This window comes from Methylibium sp. T29 (assembly GCF_000576205.1).
Lineage (GTDB): Bacteria > Pseudomonadota > Gammaproteobacteria > Burkholderiales > Burkholderiaceae_C > Methylibium > Methylibium petroleiphilum.
Map to the genome: position 1 here is coordinate 1 of NZ_AZND01000009.1, position 20,058 is coordinate 20,058.

Annotated in this window: 11 protein-coding genes and 5 pseudogenes; 7 read left to right on the forward strand and 9 right to left on the reverse strand. The window is 64.6% G+C overall.

Features of this window, described 5'->3' with window-relative positions:
* Nucleotides 1–109 precede the first annotated feature (109 nt).
* From x551_RS02875 to x551_RS26810, 8 genes and pseudogenes are all read right to left on the reverse strand, one after another.
* Nucleotides 110–3,253 (reverse strand): type I restriction endonuclease subunit R, encoded by a 3,144-nt coding sequence (locus tag x551_RS02875; protein WP_036247492.1) that lies wholly within the window; start codon nt 3,251–3,253, stop codon nt 110–112.
* A pseudogene (locus x551_RS28070) lies at nt 3,174–5,440 on the reverse strand (AAA family ATPase). The gene x551_RS02875 and the pseudogene x551_RS28070 overlap by 80 nt, the downstream one beginning before the upstream one ends.
* 97 nt (nt 5,441–5,537) lie before the next feature.
* Nucleotides 5,538–6,227, reverse strand: coding sequence for an abortive infection family protein (locus x551_RS02890; RefSeq protein WP_253950282.1), 690 nt, complete (start codon nt 6,225–6,227; stop codon nt 5,538–5,540).
* Between the two features lie 56 nt (nt 6,228–6,283).
* The gene (locus x551_RS26805) at nt 6,284–7,564 is read right to left on the reverse strand and encodes a restriction endonuclease subunit S (protein ID WP_036230321.1); all 1,281 of its coding nucleotides are present in this window, start codon (nt 7,562–7,564) and stop codon (nt 6,284–6,286) included.
* Nucleotides 7,561–9,131: pseudogene (locus x551_RS02900) on the reverse strand (class I SAM-dependent DNA methyltransferase). The gene x551_RS26805 and the pseudogene x551_RS02900 overlap by 4 nt, the downstream one beginning before the upstream one ends.
* Before the next feature lie 7 nt (nt 9,132–9,138).
* Nucleotides 9,139–10,047: a WYL domain-containing protein gene (locus x551_RS02905; RefSeq protein WP_197028733.1), complete on the reverse strand. Its 909-nt coding sequence runs from the start codon at nt 10,045–10,047 to the stop codon at nt 9,139–9,141.
* A 739-nt stretch (nt 10,048–10,786) separates the two neighbouring features.
* A complete protein-coding gene (locus tag x551_RS02910) occupies nt 10,787–11,308 on the reverse strand; it encodes a TetR/AcrR family transcriptional regulator (RefSeq protein WP_253950283.1) in 522 nt (173 codons plus the stop codon).
* Nucleotides 11,309–11,624: 316 nt separating this feature from the next.
* The gene (locus tag x551_RS26810) at nt 11,625–12,560 is read right to left on the reverse strand and encodes a hypothetical protein (protein WP_051511814.1); all 936 of its coding nucleotides are present in this window, start codon (nt 12,558–12,560) and stop codon (nt 11,625–11,627) included.
* A gap of 68 nt (nt 12,561–12,628) precedes the next feature.
* Here x551_RS26810 and x551_RS26815 point away from each other — a divergent pair, with 68 nt between their 5' ends.
* The 7 genes and pseudogenes from x551_RS26815 to x551_RS02940 all read left to right on the forward strand — a co-directional run bounded on the left by x551_RS26815 (nt 12,629) and on the right by x551_RS02940 (nt 19,783).
* Nucleotides 12,629–13,000, forward strand: a complete 372-nt coding sequence (locus x551_RS26815) for a hypothetical protein (protein ID WP_051511817.1) — start codon at nt 12,629–12,631, stop codon at nt 12,998–13,000.
* A 32-nt stretch (nt 13,001–13,032) separates the two neighbouring features.
* Nucleotides 13,033–14,130 (forward strand): efflux RND transporter periplasmic adaptor subunit, encoded by a 1,098-nt coding sequence (locus x551_RS02920; RefSeq protein WP_161727946.1) that lies wholly within the window; start codon nt 13,033–13,035, stop codon nt 14,128–14,130.
* 41 nt (nt 14,131–14,171) lie between these two features.
* Nucleotides 14,172–17,242 (forward strand): annotated as a pseudogene (locus x551_RS02925) (efflux RND transporter permease subunit).
* A gap of 29 nt (nt 17,243–17,271) precedes the next feature.
* Entirely contained in the window at nt 17,272–18,165 is an 894-nt protein-coding gene (locus x551_RS02930) for an alpha/beta fold hydrolase (protein WP_036230314.1), read from the forward strand.
* Between the two features lie 124 nt (nt 18,166–18,289).
* Nucleotides 18,290–18,778, forward strand: a complete 489-nt coding sequence (locus x551_RS02935) for a heme-binding protein (protein ID WP_161727948.1) — start codon at nt 18,290–18,292, stop codon at nt 18,776–18,778.
* A gap of 85 nt (nt 18,779–18,863) precedes the next feature.
* Nucleotides 18,864–19,025, forward strand: a pseudogene (locus x551_RS26820) (helix-turn-helix domain-containing protein); the annotation flags it as partial.
* A gap of 98 nt (nt 19,026–19,123) precedes the next feature.
* Nucleotides 19,124–19,783 carry an SDR family NAD(P)-dependent oxidoreductase gene (locus tag x551_RS02940; protein ID WP_051495569.1) on the forward strand — a complete coding sequence of 220 codons (660 nt, stop codon included), beginning with the start codon at nt 19,124–19,126 and terminating at the stop codon, nt 19,781–19,783.
* 34 nt (nt 19,784–19,817) lie between these two features.
* On the opposite strand, the pseudogene x551_RS24010 reads toward x551_RS02940, so the two are convergent.
* A pseudogene (locus x551_RS24010) lies at nt 19,818–20,013 on the reverse strand (cupin); the annotation flags it as partial.
* Nucleotides 20,014–20,058 lie beyond the last annotated feature (45 nt).

The window sequence follows — 20,058 nt, forward strand, 5'->3', positions numbered from 1 at the left end:
CGGCGCGCACACTTCCTCGATGCTGTATTTGTGGTTTTCGATGCGGGCCATATCTCTCGGCTTTCCTCTTTTCTTGTTTCAGTGAAGTGACGCCTCTTGCCGGTACTGATCAGGTAGTGCCGCGATGCGTAATCGACCACCCTGATGACAACGCCTCGGCCTGCTGCAGAACCGTTTGCACAGCGGTGTCTTGGAGATCGGGCGGGTAGCCGTACTTCCGCAGGATGCGCTTCACCAGCACCCGCATCCGTGCGCGGGCAGAGTCCCGGTGGGCCCAGTCGACCGACACGTTTTCGCGCAGACTCATCAGCAATTCGTGGGCAATCAGCTTGAGCTTGTCGTCGCCCATCATCTGCACCGCGCTTTCGTTCTCGGCCAGGGCGTCGTAGAAGGCGATCTCCTCATCAGACAGCCCTGCCTCTTCGCCACGCTGGCGCGCCGCACGGATGTCCTTGGCCAGTTGGATCAGTTCCTGCAGCACCTCGGCGGTGGTGATGGCGTTGGCGTGGTAGCGCGCCACCGCATCCTCCAATCGCTCCGAGAACGCCTTGGTCTGCACCACGTTGGCCTTGCTGCGCGAGCGAATGCCGTCGTTGATCAGCTTGCGCAAGGCTTCCAGCGCGAGGTTCTTCTTCTCCATCTGCTGAACTTCGGCGAGGAATTCGTCGGAGAGGATGGAGATGTCCGGGCTCTTGATGCCCGCAGCGGCCAGGATGTCCACGATCTCGGTAGACACTACCGCACGGCTGACGATCTGCTGGATGGCCAGCTCGCGCTCTTGCTGGGTCACGCCAGACCCCGTGCTGCTCTTGACCAGCGCGGCACGGATCGCCTGGAAGAAGCCGACTTCCTCCCGGATTTCGCGGGCCTCGTCGGAAGCGGATGCCAGGGCGAACGCCTTGGACAACGCCAGCACGGCGTCCTGGTATCGGCGGTGAGCGTTCTTCTTGCCTTCTTTGGTTTTCTCTTTCGCCGCCAACTTCTGTTGCAGGTCGAGAATCCACTCGATGGCTCCCGCCATCATCGATAGGCGCTCCTGCGGCGTGCCGCTCATCGCGGAAACGTAGTCGTAGCCGTGGTACATGTCCCGCAAGACTTCGTACTTCTCCATCATCACCGCGATGGCCTGCGCTTCGTCGACGCCGGTGTTCTCCTGGTCGTTCTTGGAATATTGCTGCAGGGCAGACTTCAGGTTTTGCGCGATACCGATGTAGTCCACGATCAGTCCGGCAGGCTTGTCGCGGAACACGCGGTTCACGCGCGCAATCGCCTGCATCAGTCCGTGACCCTGCATCGGCTTGTCAACGTACATCGTGTGCATACACGGTGCGTCAAAGCCGGTCAGCCACATGTCCCGCACGATCACCAGCTTGAGCGGGTCTTTGGGATCGCGGGCACGCTTGGCCAGCAGATCGCGCCGGGCCTTGTTGCCGATGTGCTGCTGCCACTCCTGCGGGTCGCTCGCTGCGCCCGTCATCACGATCTTGACCGCTCCCGCGTTGTCATCGGTGCTGTGCCAGTCCGGTCGCAGCTTGACGATCTCGTCGTAGAGCTTGACGCAGATGCGGCGGCTCATGCACACCACCATCGCCTTGCCGTCGAGGGCTGCTACGCGATCCTCGAAGTGGGCGACCATATCCTTGGCTACCAGGGCAAGGCGCTTGTCGCTGCCAACCAGGGCTTCGACCGTTGACCACTTCTTCTTGAAGCGCTCCTGGTCGGCCTCGGATTCCTCTTCGGTCAATTCGTTGACCTCGGCGTCGATCTTCGGCTTTTCTTCCTCGTCGAGTTCGATCCGCGCCAACCGCGACTCGTAGTAGATCGGCACGGTCGCGCCATCCTCGACCGCGCGGCTGATGTCGTAGACATCGATGTAGTTGCCGAACACCGCCGGGGTATTGACGTCGTCCGCTTCGATGGGCGTACCGGTAAAGCCGATGAAGGATGCGTTCGGCAGGGCGTCGCGCATGTACTTGGCAAAGCCGTAGGAGATTTCCCCGGTCTTTGCGTCCACCTTGGCCTTGAAGCCGTACTGGCTGCGGTGCGCTTCATCCGCGATGACGACCACGTTGCGGCGCGTAGTGAGGGGCTCCGCAATCTCGCCGAACTTCTGCAAGGTCGTGAAAATCACGCCGCCAGATGCCCGACTCAAGACCTTCTGAAGATCTTCGCGGCTCTCGGCCTGTACCGGCGTCTGCCGGATCAGATCGCGGCACATCGAGAACGTAGAGAAGAGCTGGTCGTCGAGGTCGTTGCGGTCGGTCAGCACCACCAGTGTCGGGTTGGCCATCGCCGGGTGTTTGACCAGTTGCCCGGCGTAGAAAGCCATCAGCAGGCTTTTGCCGGAGCCTTGGGTGTGCCAGATGACGCCGACCCGCTGATTGCCCTCCGGCGAGGACGCAGCCACCGTGCTGTTGACCGCGTGTCGCACCGCGTGGAACTGGTGGTAGCCCGCGATGATCTTGGCGAGCCCGGAACCGGTTTCGCCGAAGACCGTGAAGTGACAGAGCAGATCGAGCAGGCGACGATGCTCGAAAACGCCTTCGATCAGGGTCGAGAGTTCCGGCGCACCTTTCGGGGCAACGTCCGTGCCGTCGGTGGTGCGCCACGGCATGAAGCGCTCCAGGTCTGCCGAGAGTGAACCCACCCGGGCCGCAATGCCGTCCGAGGTGACCAGCAGCGCGTTGGTGTTGAACAGCGCCGGGATTTGCTTCTTGTAGGTCTGCAGCTGGTTGAACGCGCCCAGCAGATGCGCCCCTGCGCTGCCAGGCGCTTTCAGCTCGATCACGCCCAGCGGCAAGCCGTTCACGAACACCACCACATCGGGCCGCCGGTTGTTCTGGCCGTTGATCACCACGAACTGGCTCACCGCCAACCAGTCGTTCTGTTCCGTGTGTTCGAAGTCGATGAGCGCGACCTTGCCCGCTGTCAGCGTGCCGTCGTCGGCGTAATACTCGACGTCGACGCCTTCCGTCATCAGCTTGTGGAGGCGGCGGTTTTCTTCGAGCAATGAGGGCAGTTCGGACTGCGTCACCTTCCGAATTGCATCCTGACGTGCCTCCAATGGGAGGCCAGGGTTCAGACGCGCGACGGCGTCCTCGAACCGCTTCTTGAGCACGACCTCATCGTGGCTCTCACGCTCCGGGCGGTGTCCATCGGGGCCGATGTCCTCCTCACGTTCGATGCTGTAATCGAGAGCACGCAGCTGATCCAGCAGCGCATGCTCCACGGCGGCCTCCGACAGAAACGCCATTACGGTTCTCCTTGTTCTTCGATGGCTGAATCGCCACCAGCTTCAATAGACCGTCGTAATGCTCACGGTCGACAGCCATCATCATTTCGAGTGTGTCGCGCAACACGGGTTGGGTTTCTGCAAGTAGAGAAAGATCGTGTCCCGGATCAGCGATTGCGCCAGCATGTGAATACGTGTTGAGCAAGCGGAGGATGCGGGTCTTTTTCGCGCTGTCGAAATCCACCCGCTCGAGTCGTGGGCCAAGATCGCCGCTCATCTCGGGGAATCGGAATGCGAGGAAGGCCTCGATCAATCGGCGCGCGACGTTTGGCAAACCGTAGTGGTGTTCCAGTTGAACAACGTCATTGCGGTGAGCCTCCTCGTGGACGCGCTTGAACAGGTACTGGTACTCCGATTCGTACTCTTCAAGTAGAGGATCAAGGTGGCCTAACTCGCTGGTGCGCGATCCGTCCGCGTGACGCCGGGTACGAAGCAGAAAGAGCCGACCGGGCCGGTCTTCGACCTTCTTCTTTCGTTGCCCAGGCAGGTGATGGAACCAGTTCTTCACCAACCGGAAAAACGAGAAGCTGTGCGTCAAGATGAAAAGCTGCCCGGCCTCCTTGGTGCGATCCTTCATGTAGCCGAAGGCCGAGAACAGTGCGTTGTCATCGAGGCTCGACACCGGGTCATCAATGACGACAATCCCATTCTTCAAGTCGAATGCTCTGTCCTGCAGCGACTTGAGGAAATAGAGGAATGCAATCGCCGTGCGCTCTCCATCGCTCAAATGCGTTACGTACTGGCCGCTGCGGGTCAGCGCGTAGCCGGTGCCTTTCACCTCGAAGCGCAACTCGTCGCGCCCAAGGTAGGCGCATAGCTCTGCAGTCAGCTCGTCAGCGGGGCGGCGATGTTCGAGGATCGCGCGTTCCAGCTCATTGATCTGCGTCTGGGTTTCTGCCTGCGTAGCCTTTATGCCATCCAGTTCGGCGGTCGCGGTTTCGCAGCCCCGGAGAGCTGGACGAACTCGGTGTGTGCCTCCGCGACATACGAGGCTTCAAGCTTCTTGCACGCACTATCGACTGACGCTGTGAACTCTGCGGAGATGCGGTTGTGCTTCTCCACGATCCCGTTGAATGCGGCGACTGAGTCGGTGATCGAGGAAGGTTTCGCGGTAGCAGGTGTCAGCGTGGCGGTGGGTGCGAACGGCTGATCGCGCTTGGCCTCGACACGTGCGATGAGGGCATCGAGCGCGGATTGGGTCTCAGACTGCGCCGTCAAAACCATCGTGCAGGCGGATGGCACTTCGGACGCGAGCGCTTCATAGAAGCGTGAAACATCGGGCAGCGACAGTGAGGCCGCAGCCTGCTTGGCCGCCTTCAGCTTCGATAAAAGAGCAGACAGGTCTTTCTGAAATCCCGCGAAGGCATCGTTGAAGTGAGCTTCGAGCGCGGCGCGACGCGCTGCCTGAAGCGGCTGCTGGCAGAAGCGGCAGGTGTCGGAGGCGTGCTCGCCCGAGTGCAGATGAAGCCCTTCTTGCACCCACGCGGCAAGCTTGGCATTGCTGGTCAGTTCATCGAGCGTCTGCGCGACGACGGAGCGACCGACCAGGGTGTCTACCTCACTCGCCAACACATCAAGTTCGATGGATGGCGCGGCGACCTTCTCTACCAGGGGCTTTGGCTGGGCGTTCTTCTGGCTATGGAGCTGTGTTTTCTGCTCGTCGGTCAGAGTCGCGGCCGCCGCCTGCTGCGCATCCATTGCTTCAACGGCACGCCTGAAAAGTCGCTTGTCGTAGTTGTTGTAGGTCTGGCTGTTCGCGGTGGTCAACAGCTCCTTGATGAGCTTCGCCTTGTCCTTACAGAAATCGTCCAGCTTCGACTCTGCTCTTGTCTTGTCGGCCTGAGCAGTACGCGAATTGATGTCGGTCGTGGCAAGTTCCTTCTTGAGCTGCTCGACCCGTGCCTGCTTCTCGATACTGTCTTCGCCGAGAAAGTAGATCGGCGCAATGCCGCCCGTTTGTGACAGGGTGGCATTGATGAAATCCCGGTTGAAGACGCGCACTTGGGGCAGTTGCGCCGAAGCGAAAGCGGAGCCTGCGACCTTCGTTGTGCCGTCGATCTCCAGTGCCGCTTCACCTTCAAGGAGCGCGGTCTTCTTCTCAACGAGCGAAAGCTCCATGACAGCGTCGTTTTGCCGCTGCCGTTCCATCCATAGATGACATTGAACTGCGCGAACGAGTGCAGTTCTGTTGGCCAAGCAAAGTCGCGGAACACTCGGAGCCGTAGCTTGGCGATGCGGGTCAACTTCATGCTGACTCTCCTTGTCCTTCGACCGGCTCCGCAGCCAGAGCAGGTGCGCCGCGCGCAGCGTTCAGGGCTTCGACGTAGGCATCCCGATCCAGTTGGTAAAGCAAACGGCTGACTTCGATGTTGATGGGCAGCTCATCGCCGCCAGGCAGCAGGAAGCGCAAGGTTGGCGAGTCGCCATCCTCAGCGTCCACCGCCAGCCCCACGTGCGCATCGATCAGCGCGTTATCCTGCGCAAACCGCTCCCACGGCTCGCGAGAGCTGATCGGGTCGAGCTGCGCATCCAGATAAGCCTGATGCAGAAAGGCCACGATGGCATCGGCTGCCAGAACCGCGCTGCGGCGGTGGTGTTCTGCCAATCGAGCCAGATACGGGTCTTTGCCGTGGCTGGCGGGGCCTGCCTTGTTGCGCAGGTCGTTCAGCGCGTCGGCCAACTTGTGATGGCTGGACACCAGCTTCTTGAAACGGTCGTCACGGACATCGCCCAGCTTGAGTGCGCGAATTGCTGCGGTCAGCCAATCCGACAGCGAGGGCGTCTCCTGCGTTGGCTTGAGCGGGCCTTGTTGGGTGTGGAAACTTTCCACCACCACGCGGCACACCACCTCGACGACGGTCTTGGCGCAGTCGATGCACGCATCGTTGCTTTGCTCCAGATTGCGCTCCATCGCCTCGAAGGTCTGCTGCAGCATCGGCGCGTCACGCCAATGGCCGCAGGCCTCGCGGATACCGGGGCACCAATCCAAGGTCATACCGCCGCTCCGGCGATGCGTTCGGCATCAGGCACGCGCAGTTCGCCGGAAATCAGCTTGGGCAGCAGCGTGTCTCGCAGTTGGGCGAGGGAGCGGGATTGCTGCGCATTGCTGACCAGCTGATCGAATAGCGGAGCAATCGCGATGTCAAACTTCTTCATTCCCTCCGGAGACGCAACAGCGACCCGGGCATCTGTCAGATGTTTGCGCTGAATGTGACCCATGGTCGTCGCCTTGTCGGCGGCAATCGCACGGAAGCTCTGCAAATGATGGCGAGTAGCGAAGAAGTAGAACCACTTCGGAACCGTATCGGACGTCACCTTGAACAAGTGCTGATTCAACGCACCCCGCCCGCCGTTCCACACCTCGACCTCAAGCGAGCCTGACCACGAGAAAAGTACGTCGCCATCGACAACAACATACTCAGGCTTGATTCGGGCGCTTGCCCGGTCTGCCCCATTCGTGTTCCCGGCGCGTAGCTGCGCGATCTTGATGACCGGCAGAAACTCGTCGTCGCTTTCCGGCGGGAACTTCTGTAGCGCAAGACCGTTTAGATAGTTCGCAATCGAGTCCAGGGAGCGCATTTCCCAACCCACCGGAATCTCACCCAGCTCCGATTCGACGAGCCGGTCGGGGAAGAGGTCGTAGAGGTGCGCGGGCATGCCGGGCAGCGACTGGCCACGCTGCCAGCGGCCTTCGATCTTGGCGCGCACCGGCTCGAAGTCTACGAACCACGCCTTGAACAGGGTGCGAGCCATCGATTCCAACGATTGATTGACCCGACGGTAGTTGGCGATGAGGTTGTCCATCGACGACAAAACACTTCCGATTCCGCTTCGCTCATGGCTGGAAAAGTCTGGGATCTCGTAATCTGAGATTGCTTGCCAGGAGACTCTCTGTCGCCCAGACGTTCCCTCCATCCGGCCTTTCGCGTAGGCCCGAAACTCGGGATGCCTCGCAACGTAGTAGACGAAATCTTCGTCGACGCCCGGGTCTTTTGCGGCCATGACGATGAATTCGGTCGAGCCATGACCAACAGCGTTGTCAGGCAGGCCGCTCACCTTCGCGGTCTTTCCGTTTTCGAGACAGGGTGTGATACGAGCGAACAGCGTGTCGCCGTTCTTGAACTTGCTGCCGCCACCGTTGAAGATGCGGTTGCCGATTCCTGAGACGTCTCGCTCTCCCTCGGGCAAGTCCGCCATCTCAATAAATGGTGCAATGGCACCCTTCTCAATGGGACGCTTCGGATTGAAATCGATCAGATCGGACAACTTCATTGCTCAAGCTCCGCGATGGGGAAGCCTAGGAGCTTCAGTTGATCTCGCATGGTCGCTTGCAGGCTCGCAGACTCAACGAGTTGCTCCCCCAGATCGGTCGTGAGTCGAGTCATCCGCTCTTCGAAGGACTCATCGTCTTTGACGAGGTCTCCAGTCCCAACGTAGCGCCCCGGCGTTAATACGTGGCCGTGCTTGCGGATGTCGTCCATTGAGGCAGACTTGCAGAAACCCGCCACGTCCGCGTATTCGCCCGCGCCATCTTCACCACGCCAGGAGTGGTATGTGTCGGCGATCTTCTGGACTTCCTCGTCGGTGAGTTCGCGTCGGGTGCGATCCACCAGCACGCCCAGCTTGCGGGCGTCGATGAACAGCACGTGCCCGCGCCGGTCGCGCAGCCCCTTGCCCGGGTTTTGTTGCGGGCCAGGAACCACAGGCAGGCGGGAATCTGCGTGGAGTAAAAGAGCTGCCCGGGCAGCGCGACCATGCAATCCACCGCGTCGGCCTCGAGCATCGCCTTGCGGATATCGCCTTCGCCCGACTGGTTGGAGCTCATCGAGCCGTTCGCCAGTACCACGCCAGCCGTGCCGTTGGGCGCGAGGTGGTGGTAGATGTGCTGGAGCCAGGCGTAGTTGGCATTGCCCACAGGCGGTGCGCCGAACTTCCAGCGCACGTCTTCACGCAGGCGGTCGCCACCCCAGTCGGAGATGTTGAAGGGCGGGTTGGCGAGGATGTAGTCGGCTTTGAGGTCGCGCAGTTCGTCTTTGTGAAAGCTGCCCTCGTTGTTCCAGCGGATGTCGGAGTCGATGCCGCGCACCGCCAAGTTCATCTTGGCTAGCCGCCACGTGGTGTAGTTCGACTCCTGCCCATAGATCGCGATATCGCCAATGCGGCCGCCGTGCTCCTGCACGAACTTTTCCGACTGAACGAACATCCCGCCCGATCCGCAGCACGGGTCGTACACGCGGCCGGAGTACGGCTCCAGCATTTCGACCAGCACGCGCACCACGGAGCGCGGCGTGTAGAACTCGCCGCCACGCTTGCCTTCGGCACCGGCGAACTGGCCCAGGAAATACTCGTACACGCGCCCGAGAATGTCCTTCGAGCGGTCGCCTTCCTCGTTGAGCGCAATGCCGGAGATCAGGTCGATCAGCTCGCCCAGCATCACCTTGTTGAGCGCGGGTCGGGCGTAGTCCTTGGGCAGCACACCCTTGAGAGACTCGTTGTCCTTCTCGATGGCGCGCATCGCGTCATCGATCAAGGTGCCGATGGTGGGCAGCTTGGCGTTGGCCTGAAGGTGCGACCAGCGCGCCTCCTTCGGCACCCAGAACACGTTGTCCGCGAGGTACTCGTCTTTGTCCTCGGCGGCCTGCGCGTCTTCGGCTAGCAGCGCCTTGTGCTTGGCCTCGAAGGCGTCGGAGATGTACTTCAGGAAGATGAGCCCGAGCGCGACGTGCTTGTAGTCGCTGGGTTCCATGTTGCCGCGCAGCTTGTCGGCGGCCTTGAAAAGATCAGCCTCGAAGCCGAGGTTGCCTCCGTTGCCGTTTTTGGCGGTGTCGTTCTGTGCCATCGTGTTCTTACCCTTTACGTGATGTCTTTGCTGCCGGGGCTTGATACCCCGGCGCAAGCTTGGCGTTCTCAACGCCGTACAGCGCCAGCGGATCGCTGAGCCATAGGCGGTACTGTTCTTCCTTGAGACGGTGGTCGGGCGAGCAGTCCACGCTCCAGCGCAGCAGCATGTAGCCCGCCACAGCGGCGCGAACGCGCATCCGAATCGAGCCGTCGGTCATCCCGTAGTCCATCTTGATGATCTCGGGGCGTTCAAGGCGCGGGTGCGGCACGAAGTCCAGTTCGACGATGCGCGTCCACTGGATGTCGTTGTCCGGCCGTTCGTTGGCCTGTGGTTCCTCGTCGAGCAGCGTTGGCGCTTCGATGCGGGTGACGACGAAATCCCGAAACTCTCCGCTCTTGCGATCAAAGGCCCGGACGTGCCAGCGCAGGCCGGTATCCACCAGCGCGAAGGGCACGATGACTCGCTCGGACTCACCGCTGCTCATCGAGTGGTATCGGATGGCGACGGGTCGCTTGGCGTGGATCGCCCGGCAGACCGGGGCCAACACGTCCATCCTGGGGTTGCTCAGAGCGGTGGGCGACTCGCACGGCAGCAGCGGCTGCGTTGCGCCGTTCACGCCATCGCCGAAGCCCAGAGCCAGCGCCGACAGCACGCGCTGCGATGCGTGTTCGAACAGCGGGGAGAACGCCTGCCCGATCCGGTAGATCTTGTTGCTACCGTCAAAGGTGATGTTCTGCGGCGCGATCTCCCGGTACAGCGCCAAGTCGCGTGTCGCCCCTGCTGGAGCCACGCCGAAGCGCTCAATCAGGTCTGGGCGACCGATCTCACCGAAGAAGTAGAGCCGGAAGTCGATGTAGGCCAGCCGCTCGCGCTGGGCGTGGCTCAAGCTCTCGACGCGATGGGGTTGAGTCACCGAAGGCTCCTCATCCAAGACGGACGGCCGAAAGACTGCGATTGGTTTTATGTTTGTCCATTGCTAGGCGGTTCACATCATCAAACTGATGACATTATGCGCCACAACTTGGACCGCAACAACACGAGCGTAGCTACGCCTCGGGGGTCGAGTTCGATTCCGCGTTTGGGGATTGAACCGGCGTCCGCAAAAGACGGCCGGATACGACACAGGAGTGCCAAAGGACGGTGATCAGCGTAGAATCATCGCCGAACGGTGCTCATCGGAACTCATTGCAGCCGTGATAGGCCGCGTGGCGTCGCCTCAGCACCACCAAAATGCCAGGAAAGACGGGCCTTCGCGGCCCGTTTTTCGTTTGACGCACCATCCGGCCCACCAAACTCCAGATTGCTTAGCGCGTCCCTGGCTGGTGAGATTGCAGTGGACGATCTGAAGCCAATGGGGGTCGACGCTGGAAAAGTCTGTCGAGACTACTCGCCGGCACCCGTCTCTCGGCAACGTAAGTCCCACACAGTCCGATAAGGATCGAGAAGCTTAGGACGGTGTCCATCGAACCGGCAACGGCCCAGAATCGCGTTACGGCGGCGGAACGCGTCCATCGCCGAGCCGCAGGCACGCTTCGATACCGACGTATTCAGAGCGATACGCACGATCCACGAATCCAGTCGATGCCGGCCTGCGAAAGACCTTCGGCTCGGCCTGATCGAAGCGACGCCCGACTCCGGCAGTCGCAGGCGCATCAGCCCGCGATCTCGTAGGCTGCCATGAACATGCGTACGGCCTCGCGGAGCAGTGCCTTGTTCTCGCGCGCTTCGGGCATCGTCAGCATCAGCAGCCCGCGCATGTGGCCGTCGCCCAGGAACATCGCGAGGAACAGGTCGGCAGCCAGCCGGGGGTTCGTCACCTTCAGCGATCCCGCGTCGTTCGCTCGGCGCAGGTACGCGGCCAACTCGCCGATGAGTCGCTCGGGGCCCTGCCGGTAGAAGCCCTGGCAAGCCTCGGGCTGGGAACCGGCGGCGCCGTACAGCGAGCGGAACTTGCCCAGCGTGTGCTCTTCGCGCGTCAGCACCAGGAACTGGTCGCCGATCGCGAGCAGCGCCTTGCGCGGCTGCATCGGGTCCAGCGCCTCGACACCGGCAGAACCGCCCATCACGCGGTCGGTACGGTCCTGGACCATCGCCTCGAACAGCCCCTCCTTCGAACCGAAGTTGCTGTAGATGGTCATCTTCGAGACGCCGGCTTCCGCCGCGATGGCGTCCACGCTGGCGCGCTCCAGGCCGTGCGCATAGAAGTGCTTGCGCGCCGCTTCCAGGATGCGCCGACAGCGGCTCCGGGTCGCGCGGCCGGCCGCGACGCGAGACGGGCGCCGCTTCCTTGTCGTTTCGTGCCATCGATGTAATTTGTAGACTTGACAGTACATTATATGCCGCTACACTTACTGGACTTTCAAGTCCACTAACTGTAGAGACCCATGAGACCCTCGTTGCATCGCCGCCGCCATGTCCGCATGCGATCCAGCCGCGCTGCAACAGCGGTCTTGGCGCTGTTCATCCTATCCGCGTGCTCGGCCCCGGCGCTCAAGCCCTATCCCCGCCCGTGCCGCTGGCGAGAAGCTTCTCGAACGACGCCCCTTCCACCGGCTCGGCGACGGCGCTGGACGCCGACTGGTGGGACGGATTTGGCGATCCCGCTCTGGCCAAGCTCGTGAGCGAGGCTGTGGCGTCCAACCACGACGTGACCATCGCACTGCAGCGCGTCGTCCAGGCCCGCGCGGCGCCGATATCCAAGGCTCGCGGTTGTGGCCAACGTTGGGTGCGCAGGCCGCCGCGTCGCGCAGCCACAGCGGAGTGCCCGAACCCGTCAAGCAAAGCCTGCCGGACACCCGCACGTTGCGTGCCGGCATCGATGTCGCCTGGGAGATCGATCTGGCCGGTGGCGTTCGAGCGGCGCGTGACGCGGCAAACTCCGATGCGCAAGCCGCCGTCGCCGGGGTAAACGGCGCGCGCCTGCTCGTAGCCAGCGAAGCGGCGCGGCAGTACTTCGTGCTGCGCAGTGCCGAGGAACGGCTGCGCATCGTGCTGGCTCTGGCGGATGCGCAGCGTCAGACCGCGGCGCGCGTGCAAAGCCGCCTTCGTGAAGGCCAGGCCAGCGCCTTCGACCTGGATCGCGCGCGCGCCGAGGCCGATGCGCTCGATGCCCAGGTTCCGGCGCTTCGCGTGCTGGTCGGTACCACGCAGACAAAGCTGGCCGTCCTGCTCGGCCGCAACCCGTCGGCGAAGGTGGTCGAGGCCGACCAGGCCTTCGCGTGGCCGGCGATGCGGGCCATCGCAGCAGGCCAGCCGAGCGAGCTGCTGCGGCGCCGGCCCGACCTGGTCGCCGCCGAGGCGCGTGTCGGGGCCGAGGCGCTGCGCAGCGCCGAAGCCCGCGCCCAGTGGTGGCCCAAGCTGTTCCTGAGCGCGCTCGTCGGCCGCCAGGACCTGCGCCTGAACGCGCTGGATCTCGCACCGGTGCACTTCTCGAACGTGGCCCTGGCCTTTGCTGCGCCCATCTTCAATGGCGGCCGCTCGATGCGGGCATCCGCGTGCAGTCCGCGCGCGCCGACGAGGCCTTGCTGGCCTGGCAGAAGGCCGTGCTGGTGGCGGTCCAGGAAGTCGAGGACAGCCTGCTCGTGCGCTCGCAGGAAGCCGAGCGCAGCGCCGCTCTCGCGCTCACCGTCGAGCACCGCCGCCGTTCGCTGCAGCGCGCCGAGTCGCTGCAGCGCGAAGGACAGATCGACCTGCTGGTGCTTCTGGACGTGCAGCGCTCCGTGCTCGCCAGCGAACTGGCCTGGTCGGACAGCCGCCTGCAGCAGGCGCTGGCCGACGTGCAGCTCTTCAAGGCGCTGGGCGGCGGGTTTCCCGTGACCCAGTCCGGCACCGACATCACTCCTCTTGCCGCTAGGACACCCCAATGAACAGGATCATCCCCGCCGCCGCGCTCACGAGCATGGCGGCCGCCGCCCTGCTGACGGCCGGCTGCAGCCAACCGCCCGCGCCGCCGGCCATCGCGAAGCCGGTCTTCGTGACGACCGTGGCGCCGGCCACCTCCGCGCAAACCCGCACGTTCACGTCGGTGGTCCGGGCCCGCGTCGAAACGGAACTCGGCTTTCGAACGGCCGGCAAGGTGGTCGAGCGGCTGGTCGAGATCGGCGACAGCGTCAAGGCTGGGCAGGTGCTGGCCCGGCTGGACCCCGCCGACTATGAGCTCGCCGTGAAGGCAGCCGCCGATCAGGCGCAGGCCGCTTCGGTAGACGCGCAGCAGGCGGCGTCCGACGAAGCGCGGTTCCGGCGGTTGTTGGCCGACGGATCGGTCGGCGCCGCTGACCACGAGCGGCAGAAGGCGCGTGCCGATGCCGCGGCCGCGCGCCTCGACCAGGCCAAGCGCCAGCTGGAACTGGCCCGCAATCGCGCGGGTTACGCCACGCTGGTGGCGCCCTACGCGGGCGTCGTCACGGCGCTGCGCTTCGAGCGTGGGCAGGTAGTGGCCGAAGGCCAGTCCGTCGTCTCGCTGGCCCGGGACGGCGAGCGCGAGATCGTCGCCGAGCTGCCGGAGGATTGGGTCGGCCGGGCGCGGACTCTGGCCGCCACGGCAGCCCCGTGGAACGAGCCGGGATCGCCGGTCCGGCTCGTGCTGCGCGAACTCTCGCCGCAGGCCAGCACGCCGGGCCGGACCTACCGCGCGCGGTACTCGGCCGCCGCGGAGTCGCGCGCGCCAGTGGCTGCGCTTCCGCTGGGCAGCACCATGCAGCTGACGCTATCCGGCGCACCGGCCGGCTCCGCGGCCACGGTGCTGCCGGTCAGCGCGCTGGTCAAGGGGAGCGGCTCCGCCGGCGTGTGGGCGCTGAATGCCAAGGGTTCAGGTCTCGTGTTCACGCCGGTCCAGGTCGTGTCGCTCGACGACGCGACGGTTCGTGTCACGGGCCTGGCCATGGGCAGCCGGGTCGTCAGCGTCGGTGCCCAGAAGCTCGATGCCGGCACCCGCGTGCGCGCGATCGAGCGCGTCACAGATACCGCCACGCCCCCTGTCGCGAAGACCAGCTCATGAAGCGTTTCAACCTCTCAGAATGGGCCGTCACGCATCGGCCGATGGTGCTGTTCCTGCTCATCGCGACGCTGATCGTCGGCGGCCTGTCCTTCAACCGCCTGGGGCGCCTCGAGGACCCGAATTTCGACGTGCCGCAGATGACGGCCATCGTCGTGTGGCCCGGCGCCACGGCCCAGGAGGTGCAGGACCAGGTGCTCAACCGCATCGAGCGCCGCCTGCAGGAGCTGGATCACTTCGACTATGTCCGCAGCTTCGCGCGCCAGGGTTACGGCGGCATCACGCTGTGGATGAAAGGCGGCAGCAGCAAGGCCGAACTCGACAACGCCTGGTATCAGGTGCGCAAGAAGATCGGCGACGTCCGCCAGGAGTTTCCCGAAGGCGTGCGCGGCCCCTTCTTCAACGACGAGTACAACGATCGCTACAGCGTGCTCTACGCGCTGAGCGCCCCCGATCTGTCGATGGCCGAGCTGGTCGACGTCACCGAGGCGGTGAAGCGGCGCTTCCAGGGCGTGCCTGGCGCAGCCAAGGTCGACGTGCTGGGCAAGCAGGCCGAGCGGGTGTACGTGGAGGTCTCCACGCGGCGCCTGGCCGCGCTCGGCATCGCACCGACGGCGGTATTCGATGCGCTGGCGCGCCAGAACCTCGTGACGCCGGCCGGCTCGGCCGACACCGAGCACGACCGCGTCCAGGTCCGCGTGGACGGCCGACTGAGCAACGTCCGCGACGTCGCCAACGTCACGCTCGAGGTGGGTGGCCAGTTGCTGCGACTGGCCGACATCGCCACCGTGCGCGCCGGCTACGAGGACCCACCCAGTTTCAGCATCCGCCACAACGGCGAGCCGGTCCTGGCCATCGGCGTGACCATGCAGCAGAACGGCAACGTGCTCGACTTCGGGCAAGCGCTGGCGCAGCGGCTGGCGCAGGTCCAGCAGGAACTGCCGGCCGGCGTGGAGATCCAGCAGTACGCCGACCAGCCGCGCGTCGTGGCCGAATCAGTCTGGGAGTTCGAGCGCGTGTTCCTGGAAGCCTTGGCGATCGTGCTCGCCGTGTCCTTCCTGTTCCTTGGCTGGCGTACCGGCATCGTGGTCGCAGCGTCGGTGCCGCTGGTGCTCGGGCTGGTGGCGGCGGTCATGTACGCCGCCGGCTGGAACCTCGACCGCATCTCGCTGGGCGCATTGATCATCGCGCTGGGCCTGCTGGTCGACGACGCATCATCGTCGTGGAGATGATGGTGGTGAAGCTGGAAGAAGGCTGGGATCGGCTGCAAGCGGTCAGCTATGCGTATACCTCGACAGCGTTTCCGATGCTGACCGGCACGCTGATCACGGCCGCCGGCTTCATGCCGGTCGGCTTCGCGAAATCGATCGCCGGCCAGTACGCGGGCGGCATCTTCTGGGTCGTCGGGGTGGCGCTCATCCTGTCGTGGCTGGCGGCCGTGATCTTCACCCCGTACCTCGGCATGATGCTGCTGCCGAAGAAGCTGTCGGCCGGCGCGCATCATGACGTGTACGACAAGCCCGTCTACCACCGGCTGCGCCGTGTCGTCGACTGGGCGGTACAGCACCGCATCGTGGTTCTGGCGGCCACGGTGCTGATCCTCGGTATCGCCGGCGCCGGCATGCTGAAGGTGCAGCAGCAGTTCTTCCCTACCGCTTCGCGGCCCGAACTGCTGGTCGACCTGCGGCTGCGCGAGGGCGCGTCCTTCGCCGCTACCGAGCGTGAGGTGAAGCGGGTCGAGGAACGGCTTGCGAAGGACCCGGACATCGAATTCTTCACTGCGTACACCGGCGCCGGCACACCACGCTTCTACCTGTCCATCCAGCCGGAGCTGCCCAACCCCGGGTTCGCGCAGTTCGTCATCAAGACGGCTGGCATCGAGCAGCGCGAGCGCGTACGCGCCCGCCTGATGGAGCTGTTCGACAAGGACGAGGACTTCCCAGACCTCAGGGCTCGCGTGCAACGCCTGGAGTTCGGGCCGCCGGTGGGCTTCCCGGTCCAGTTCCGCGTCGTCGGCCCCGACAAGGCACAGGTGCGCGAGATCGCCTACCGTGTGCGCGACACGGTGCGCCAGAGCGCCCTGGTGCGCGACACGCAACTGGACTGGAACGAGCAGGTGCGCTCGGTGCGGGTCGACGTCGACCAGGACAAGGCCCGACTGCTGGGCTTGAGCACGGCGGACATCCAGGGCCTCGTGCAGACGACGCTCGACGGCGCGCCGGTCACGCAGATCCGCCGCGGCGAGGAGCTGGTCGACGTGGTCGTGCGAGCGGTGCCGGAGGAGCGCAAGGGCATCGGCCAGATCGGCGACCTGCAGGTCTTCACGCGCAGCGGGACGACCGTGCCCTTGTCGCAAATGGCGCGCATCGAGCCGAGCTTCGAGGAACCGGTGCTGTGGCGGCGCAACCGCGATATGGCGCTGACCGTGCGCGCCGACGTCGTCGACGGCGTGCAAGGCCCGTATGCGACGGCGCAGATCCGGCCGTCGCTGCAGCCGATTGTCGACAGTCTGCCCCCGGGCTACCGCATCGAGGAAGGCGGCGCCATCGAGGAGAGCAACAAGGCCAACGAGGCGCTGTTCGCCGTGTTCCCGGTCATGTTCGCCGTGATGCTGACGCTGCTGATGATCCAGCTGCAGAGCTTCTCGCGGCTCGCGATGGTGTTCCTGACCGGACCGCTGGCGATCATCGGCGTGGTCCCGGCGCTGCTAGTCTTCCAAGCCCCGTTCGGCTTCGTCGCGCTGCTGGGCGTGATCGCGCTCAGCGGGATGATCATGCGCAACTCGATCATCCTGGTGGACCAGATCGACCAGGACATCGCGCGCGGCGTCGCGCCGTGGACGGCGATCGTCGACGCCACGGTGCGGCGCTCGCGCCCGGTGGTGCTGACCGCCGCCGCCGCGGTGCTGGCGATGATTCCGCTCACGCGCAGCGTGTTCTGGGGGCCGATGGCCATCTCGATCATGGGCGGCCTGGTGGTCGCCACGGCGCTCACGCTCGTCTTCGTGCCGGCGCTGTATGCCGCGTGGTTCCGCATCCGGCGCGACAGCCCGGCTCGGGCCTCGGCCGCTGTGCCGCTCGCCGCCACAGCCACGGCCACACCCACGGGCCCCTGACGCACCCACCCCACTTCGAGGAGACGAGCTTGTCTGCGACCACCGATTCCCAATCCACCATCAGCATTCCTGGAACCACCGAACACGTTCTCGACCCGCTCGGGCCGGAACTCCACGGTCGACTGCGTTACCTCGCGGGCGGAACGGGGGCCCCGTTGGTCCTGCTGCACACCGTACGCACGCAGGCCGAGCACTTCCGCCACCTCATCCCGCTGGTCCAGGAGCGGTACACGGTGTACGCGCTCGATCTGCCTGGCATGGGTTACTCGCAGATCGTTCCAGGTGCTTCGTACGACGAGCCCGCGATGCGCGCGGCGGTGAAGAGCCTCGTCACCCGACTCGACCTGCGCGACGTGACGCTGCTCGGCGAGTCGATGGGCGCGACGCTCGCCCTGACCACCGCGGCCGACCTGCGCGAGCGGGTGCGGCGTGTCGTGGCGATCAATGCCTACGACTACGCGGGCGGCATCGCGCGGTCCAGCCTCCTGGCCCGGGTCGTCGTGACCGGCGTGCTTGCGCCGGGCATCGGCCCGACCGTCGCCGGCGTCGAACCCAAGCCCATCATGCGCGCCGTGCTCCGTGGGGGTCTCGGCAACACGGCCGCCCTGCACGAGGACTACGTCGATGAACTGCTGAAGGTAGGGCGCCGCCCCGGCTACCCGGTCGTCGCACGCGCGGTGTACGGCAATCTGCCCAGCCTCATCGAGGCACGTTCCCGTTATCCCGAGGTCAGCGCAGCGGTCCATCTCATCTATGGAGAAATGGATTGGTCACGACCGTCGGACCGGCAGGCCAACCGGCAACTCCTCCCCGCGGCCGACTTCATCCAGGTGCCTGAAGCCGGTCACTTCATCGTCCTCGAAAGGCCGGACGTGCCCGCCAAGGTTCTGAATGACGCGATGCGACTCGCGCGCGTTCCATAAGCCGCCCCCTCATGTCGCTCGCCGCGACGCCTTCTTCCTCAACCCGAAACGCAAAGGACCAGACATGTTTGCCTCTCTGCCGGATTTCGTTGCCTCCAGGCTCTCACCCACTCGGGGCCTCCGCATGACCTGCCTCGGTGCCGTCGCTGCAATGGCCGCCGGCATCGCCACTTCCGCAACGGCGCTCGAACGACTGCCCGTCCTGTCGCTGGACGTGGCCGAGAAGGCAGCGAGCGCTTGCCGTCAATTGGCGGTACAGAAGGCCTGGCGCATGAACATCGCGGTGGTCGATGCCGGTGCCCATCCCATCCTGTTCCAGCGAATGGACGCCGCCTTCCTCGGCTCGGGCGACATCGCCATCAGCAAGGCCAAGGCGTCGGCCAACACGCCGTTTCCGACACGGGTCTTCGAGGAGCTCTCCTTCGGCAAGGACCACAAGGGCGGTGGCGCGATGCCGGGCCTCGCCTTGGCGCCCGGCGTCCTCAGCATTCCCGGCGGCCTGCCGATCAAGGTGGGCGATGTGCTGGTGGGCGCGATCGGCGTGAGCGGCAGCATGCCCGACAACGACGAAGTCTGCGCGCAGGCCGGCTCGATGCGATCAAGGACCTGTTGAAGTAGCCGAGCCAGGTGCGGCGCTGAAGGACCGGCGTCGCCGCACGCGAACAGGCCGTTTCGATGATCGACACACAGCCTTCCAGATCCGACGACGCAAGCACGCGCGGCCTCAGGAGCTTCTGAATGCCGCCCTCGGACCGTTCATCGAGAAGGGCTTTGCTGCAACACGCGCCGACGAGATTGCCGCACGCGCCGGCGTCTGCAGGAGGACGCTCTACCTCTACTTCGACAGCGAGGATGCCATGCCATGCGATCGCGAGGATCTCGACAGGTACTTCGGCTTCGTTCTTGAAGGACTGATGGATCGACCTGGCGGGCGCTCGCAGTCCTCCCGGATCCCCACATGAGAATCGATGGCACCGTCGCCCTCGTCACCGGGGCCGACTGCGGTATTGGCACCGCGCTGGTACGCGCACTGCTGGCACGGGGTGCGGCCAAGGTCTATGGGGCATCGCCCGACGCAGGCCGCTCGGAGCTGCTCCGGTTCGTCCCGGTGCAGCTTGATGTTGCTTGGCCCGGGCAGTTGAAGGCGCTGGCACGCGAACTCGGGGACGTGAGCTTGATCGTCAACCACGAAGCCCTGGTCGAGCCTGGGCAGCCACCTACAGCAGACGCGCACGCTGGGTTCGTCGACGTGCAGCAGATGCCCGCAATCCCATTGCTGCAGCTCATCGACGCGTTCGCGCCTGTGCTGTCCACAAATGGCGGCGGCGCGGTGGTCAATGTCGTGTCCATGTCGAGCATGCGCGCCTTGTGGAACCAGGGCCATCCTGATGTCGGCTCGCGAACCTCGGACTGGGCGATGAGAGACGGCCTGAGAAGCTGGCTCGCGGCGCAAGGAACGCAGTTGCTGTACTTTCGCTCCGCGCTGGTCGACTCACTTGGCAACTACGATCTGTCAAGTCAAAGGATCGTGGTCGATCATATTGCATCGCGTGTGCTCGATTGGCTCGAAGCGAACGACGGCGCGGTCGGCATCAACCGGCCGGCCCGAGCCCACTGAGCGCGTGCAGGCGACCGTCGGCGTCGTCGAGGCCAACCTGCATCACGATCGCTCCCGCGAGCACATAGACGAAGGCATGCGCGTTGTGCCGATGGATGGCGTCGGCCCCGCCCGGCGGGTACTTCACGGTGAGCACCAGCTTCCTTGCCGGTCAGGTCGGCCAGCGGCCTGGACATGACCTGCTCGACGTGGGCAGGCGGGGCAGCCTGGGACCCCGGCGCAGCGAGCATGGCGCCAGCGAGCAGGAGGGGAGCAGCGAGCGTCTTCATCATGAG

Bases quoted from the DNA above. Each gene is read 5' to 3' on its own strand.
- x551_RS02920 (WP_161727946.1), top strand. From the start codon at position 13,033: ATGGCGGCCGCCGCCCTGCTGACGGCCGGCTGCAGCCAACCGCCCGCG.
- x551_RS02940 (WP_051495569.1), top strand. From the start codon at position 19,124: ATGAGAATCGATGGCACCGTCGCCCTCGTCACCGGGGCCGACTGCGGT.
- x551_RS26805 (WP_036230321.1), bottom strand. From the start codon at position 7,564: ATGAAGTTGTCCGATCTGATCGATTTCAATCCGAAGCGTCCCATTGAG.
- x551_RS02935 (WP_161727948.1), top strand. From the start codon at position 18,290: ATGACCTGCCTCGGTGCCGTCGCTGCAATGGCCGCCGGCATCGCCACT.
- x551_RS02890 (WP_253950282.1), bottom strand. From the start codon at position 6,227: ATGCTGCAGCAGACCTTCGAGGCGATGGAGCGCAATCTGGAGCAAAGC.
- x551_RS02875 (WP_036247492.1), bottom strand. From the start codon at position 3,253: ATGGCGTTTCTGTCGGAGGCCGCCGTGGAGCATGCGCTGCTGGATCAG.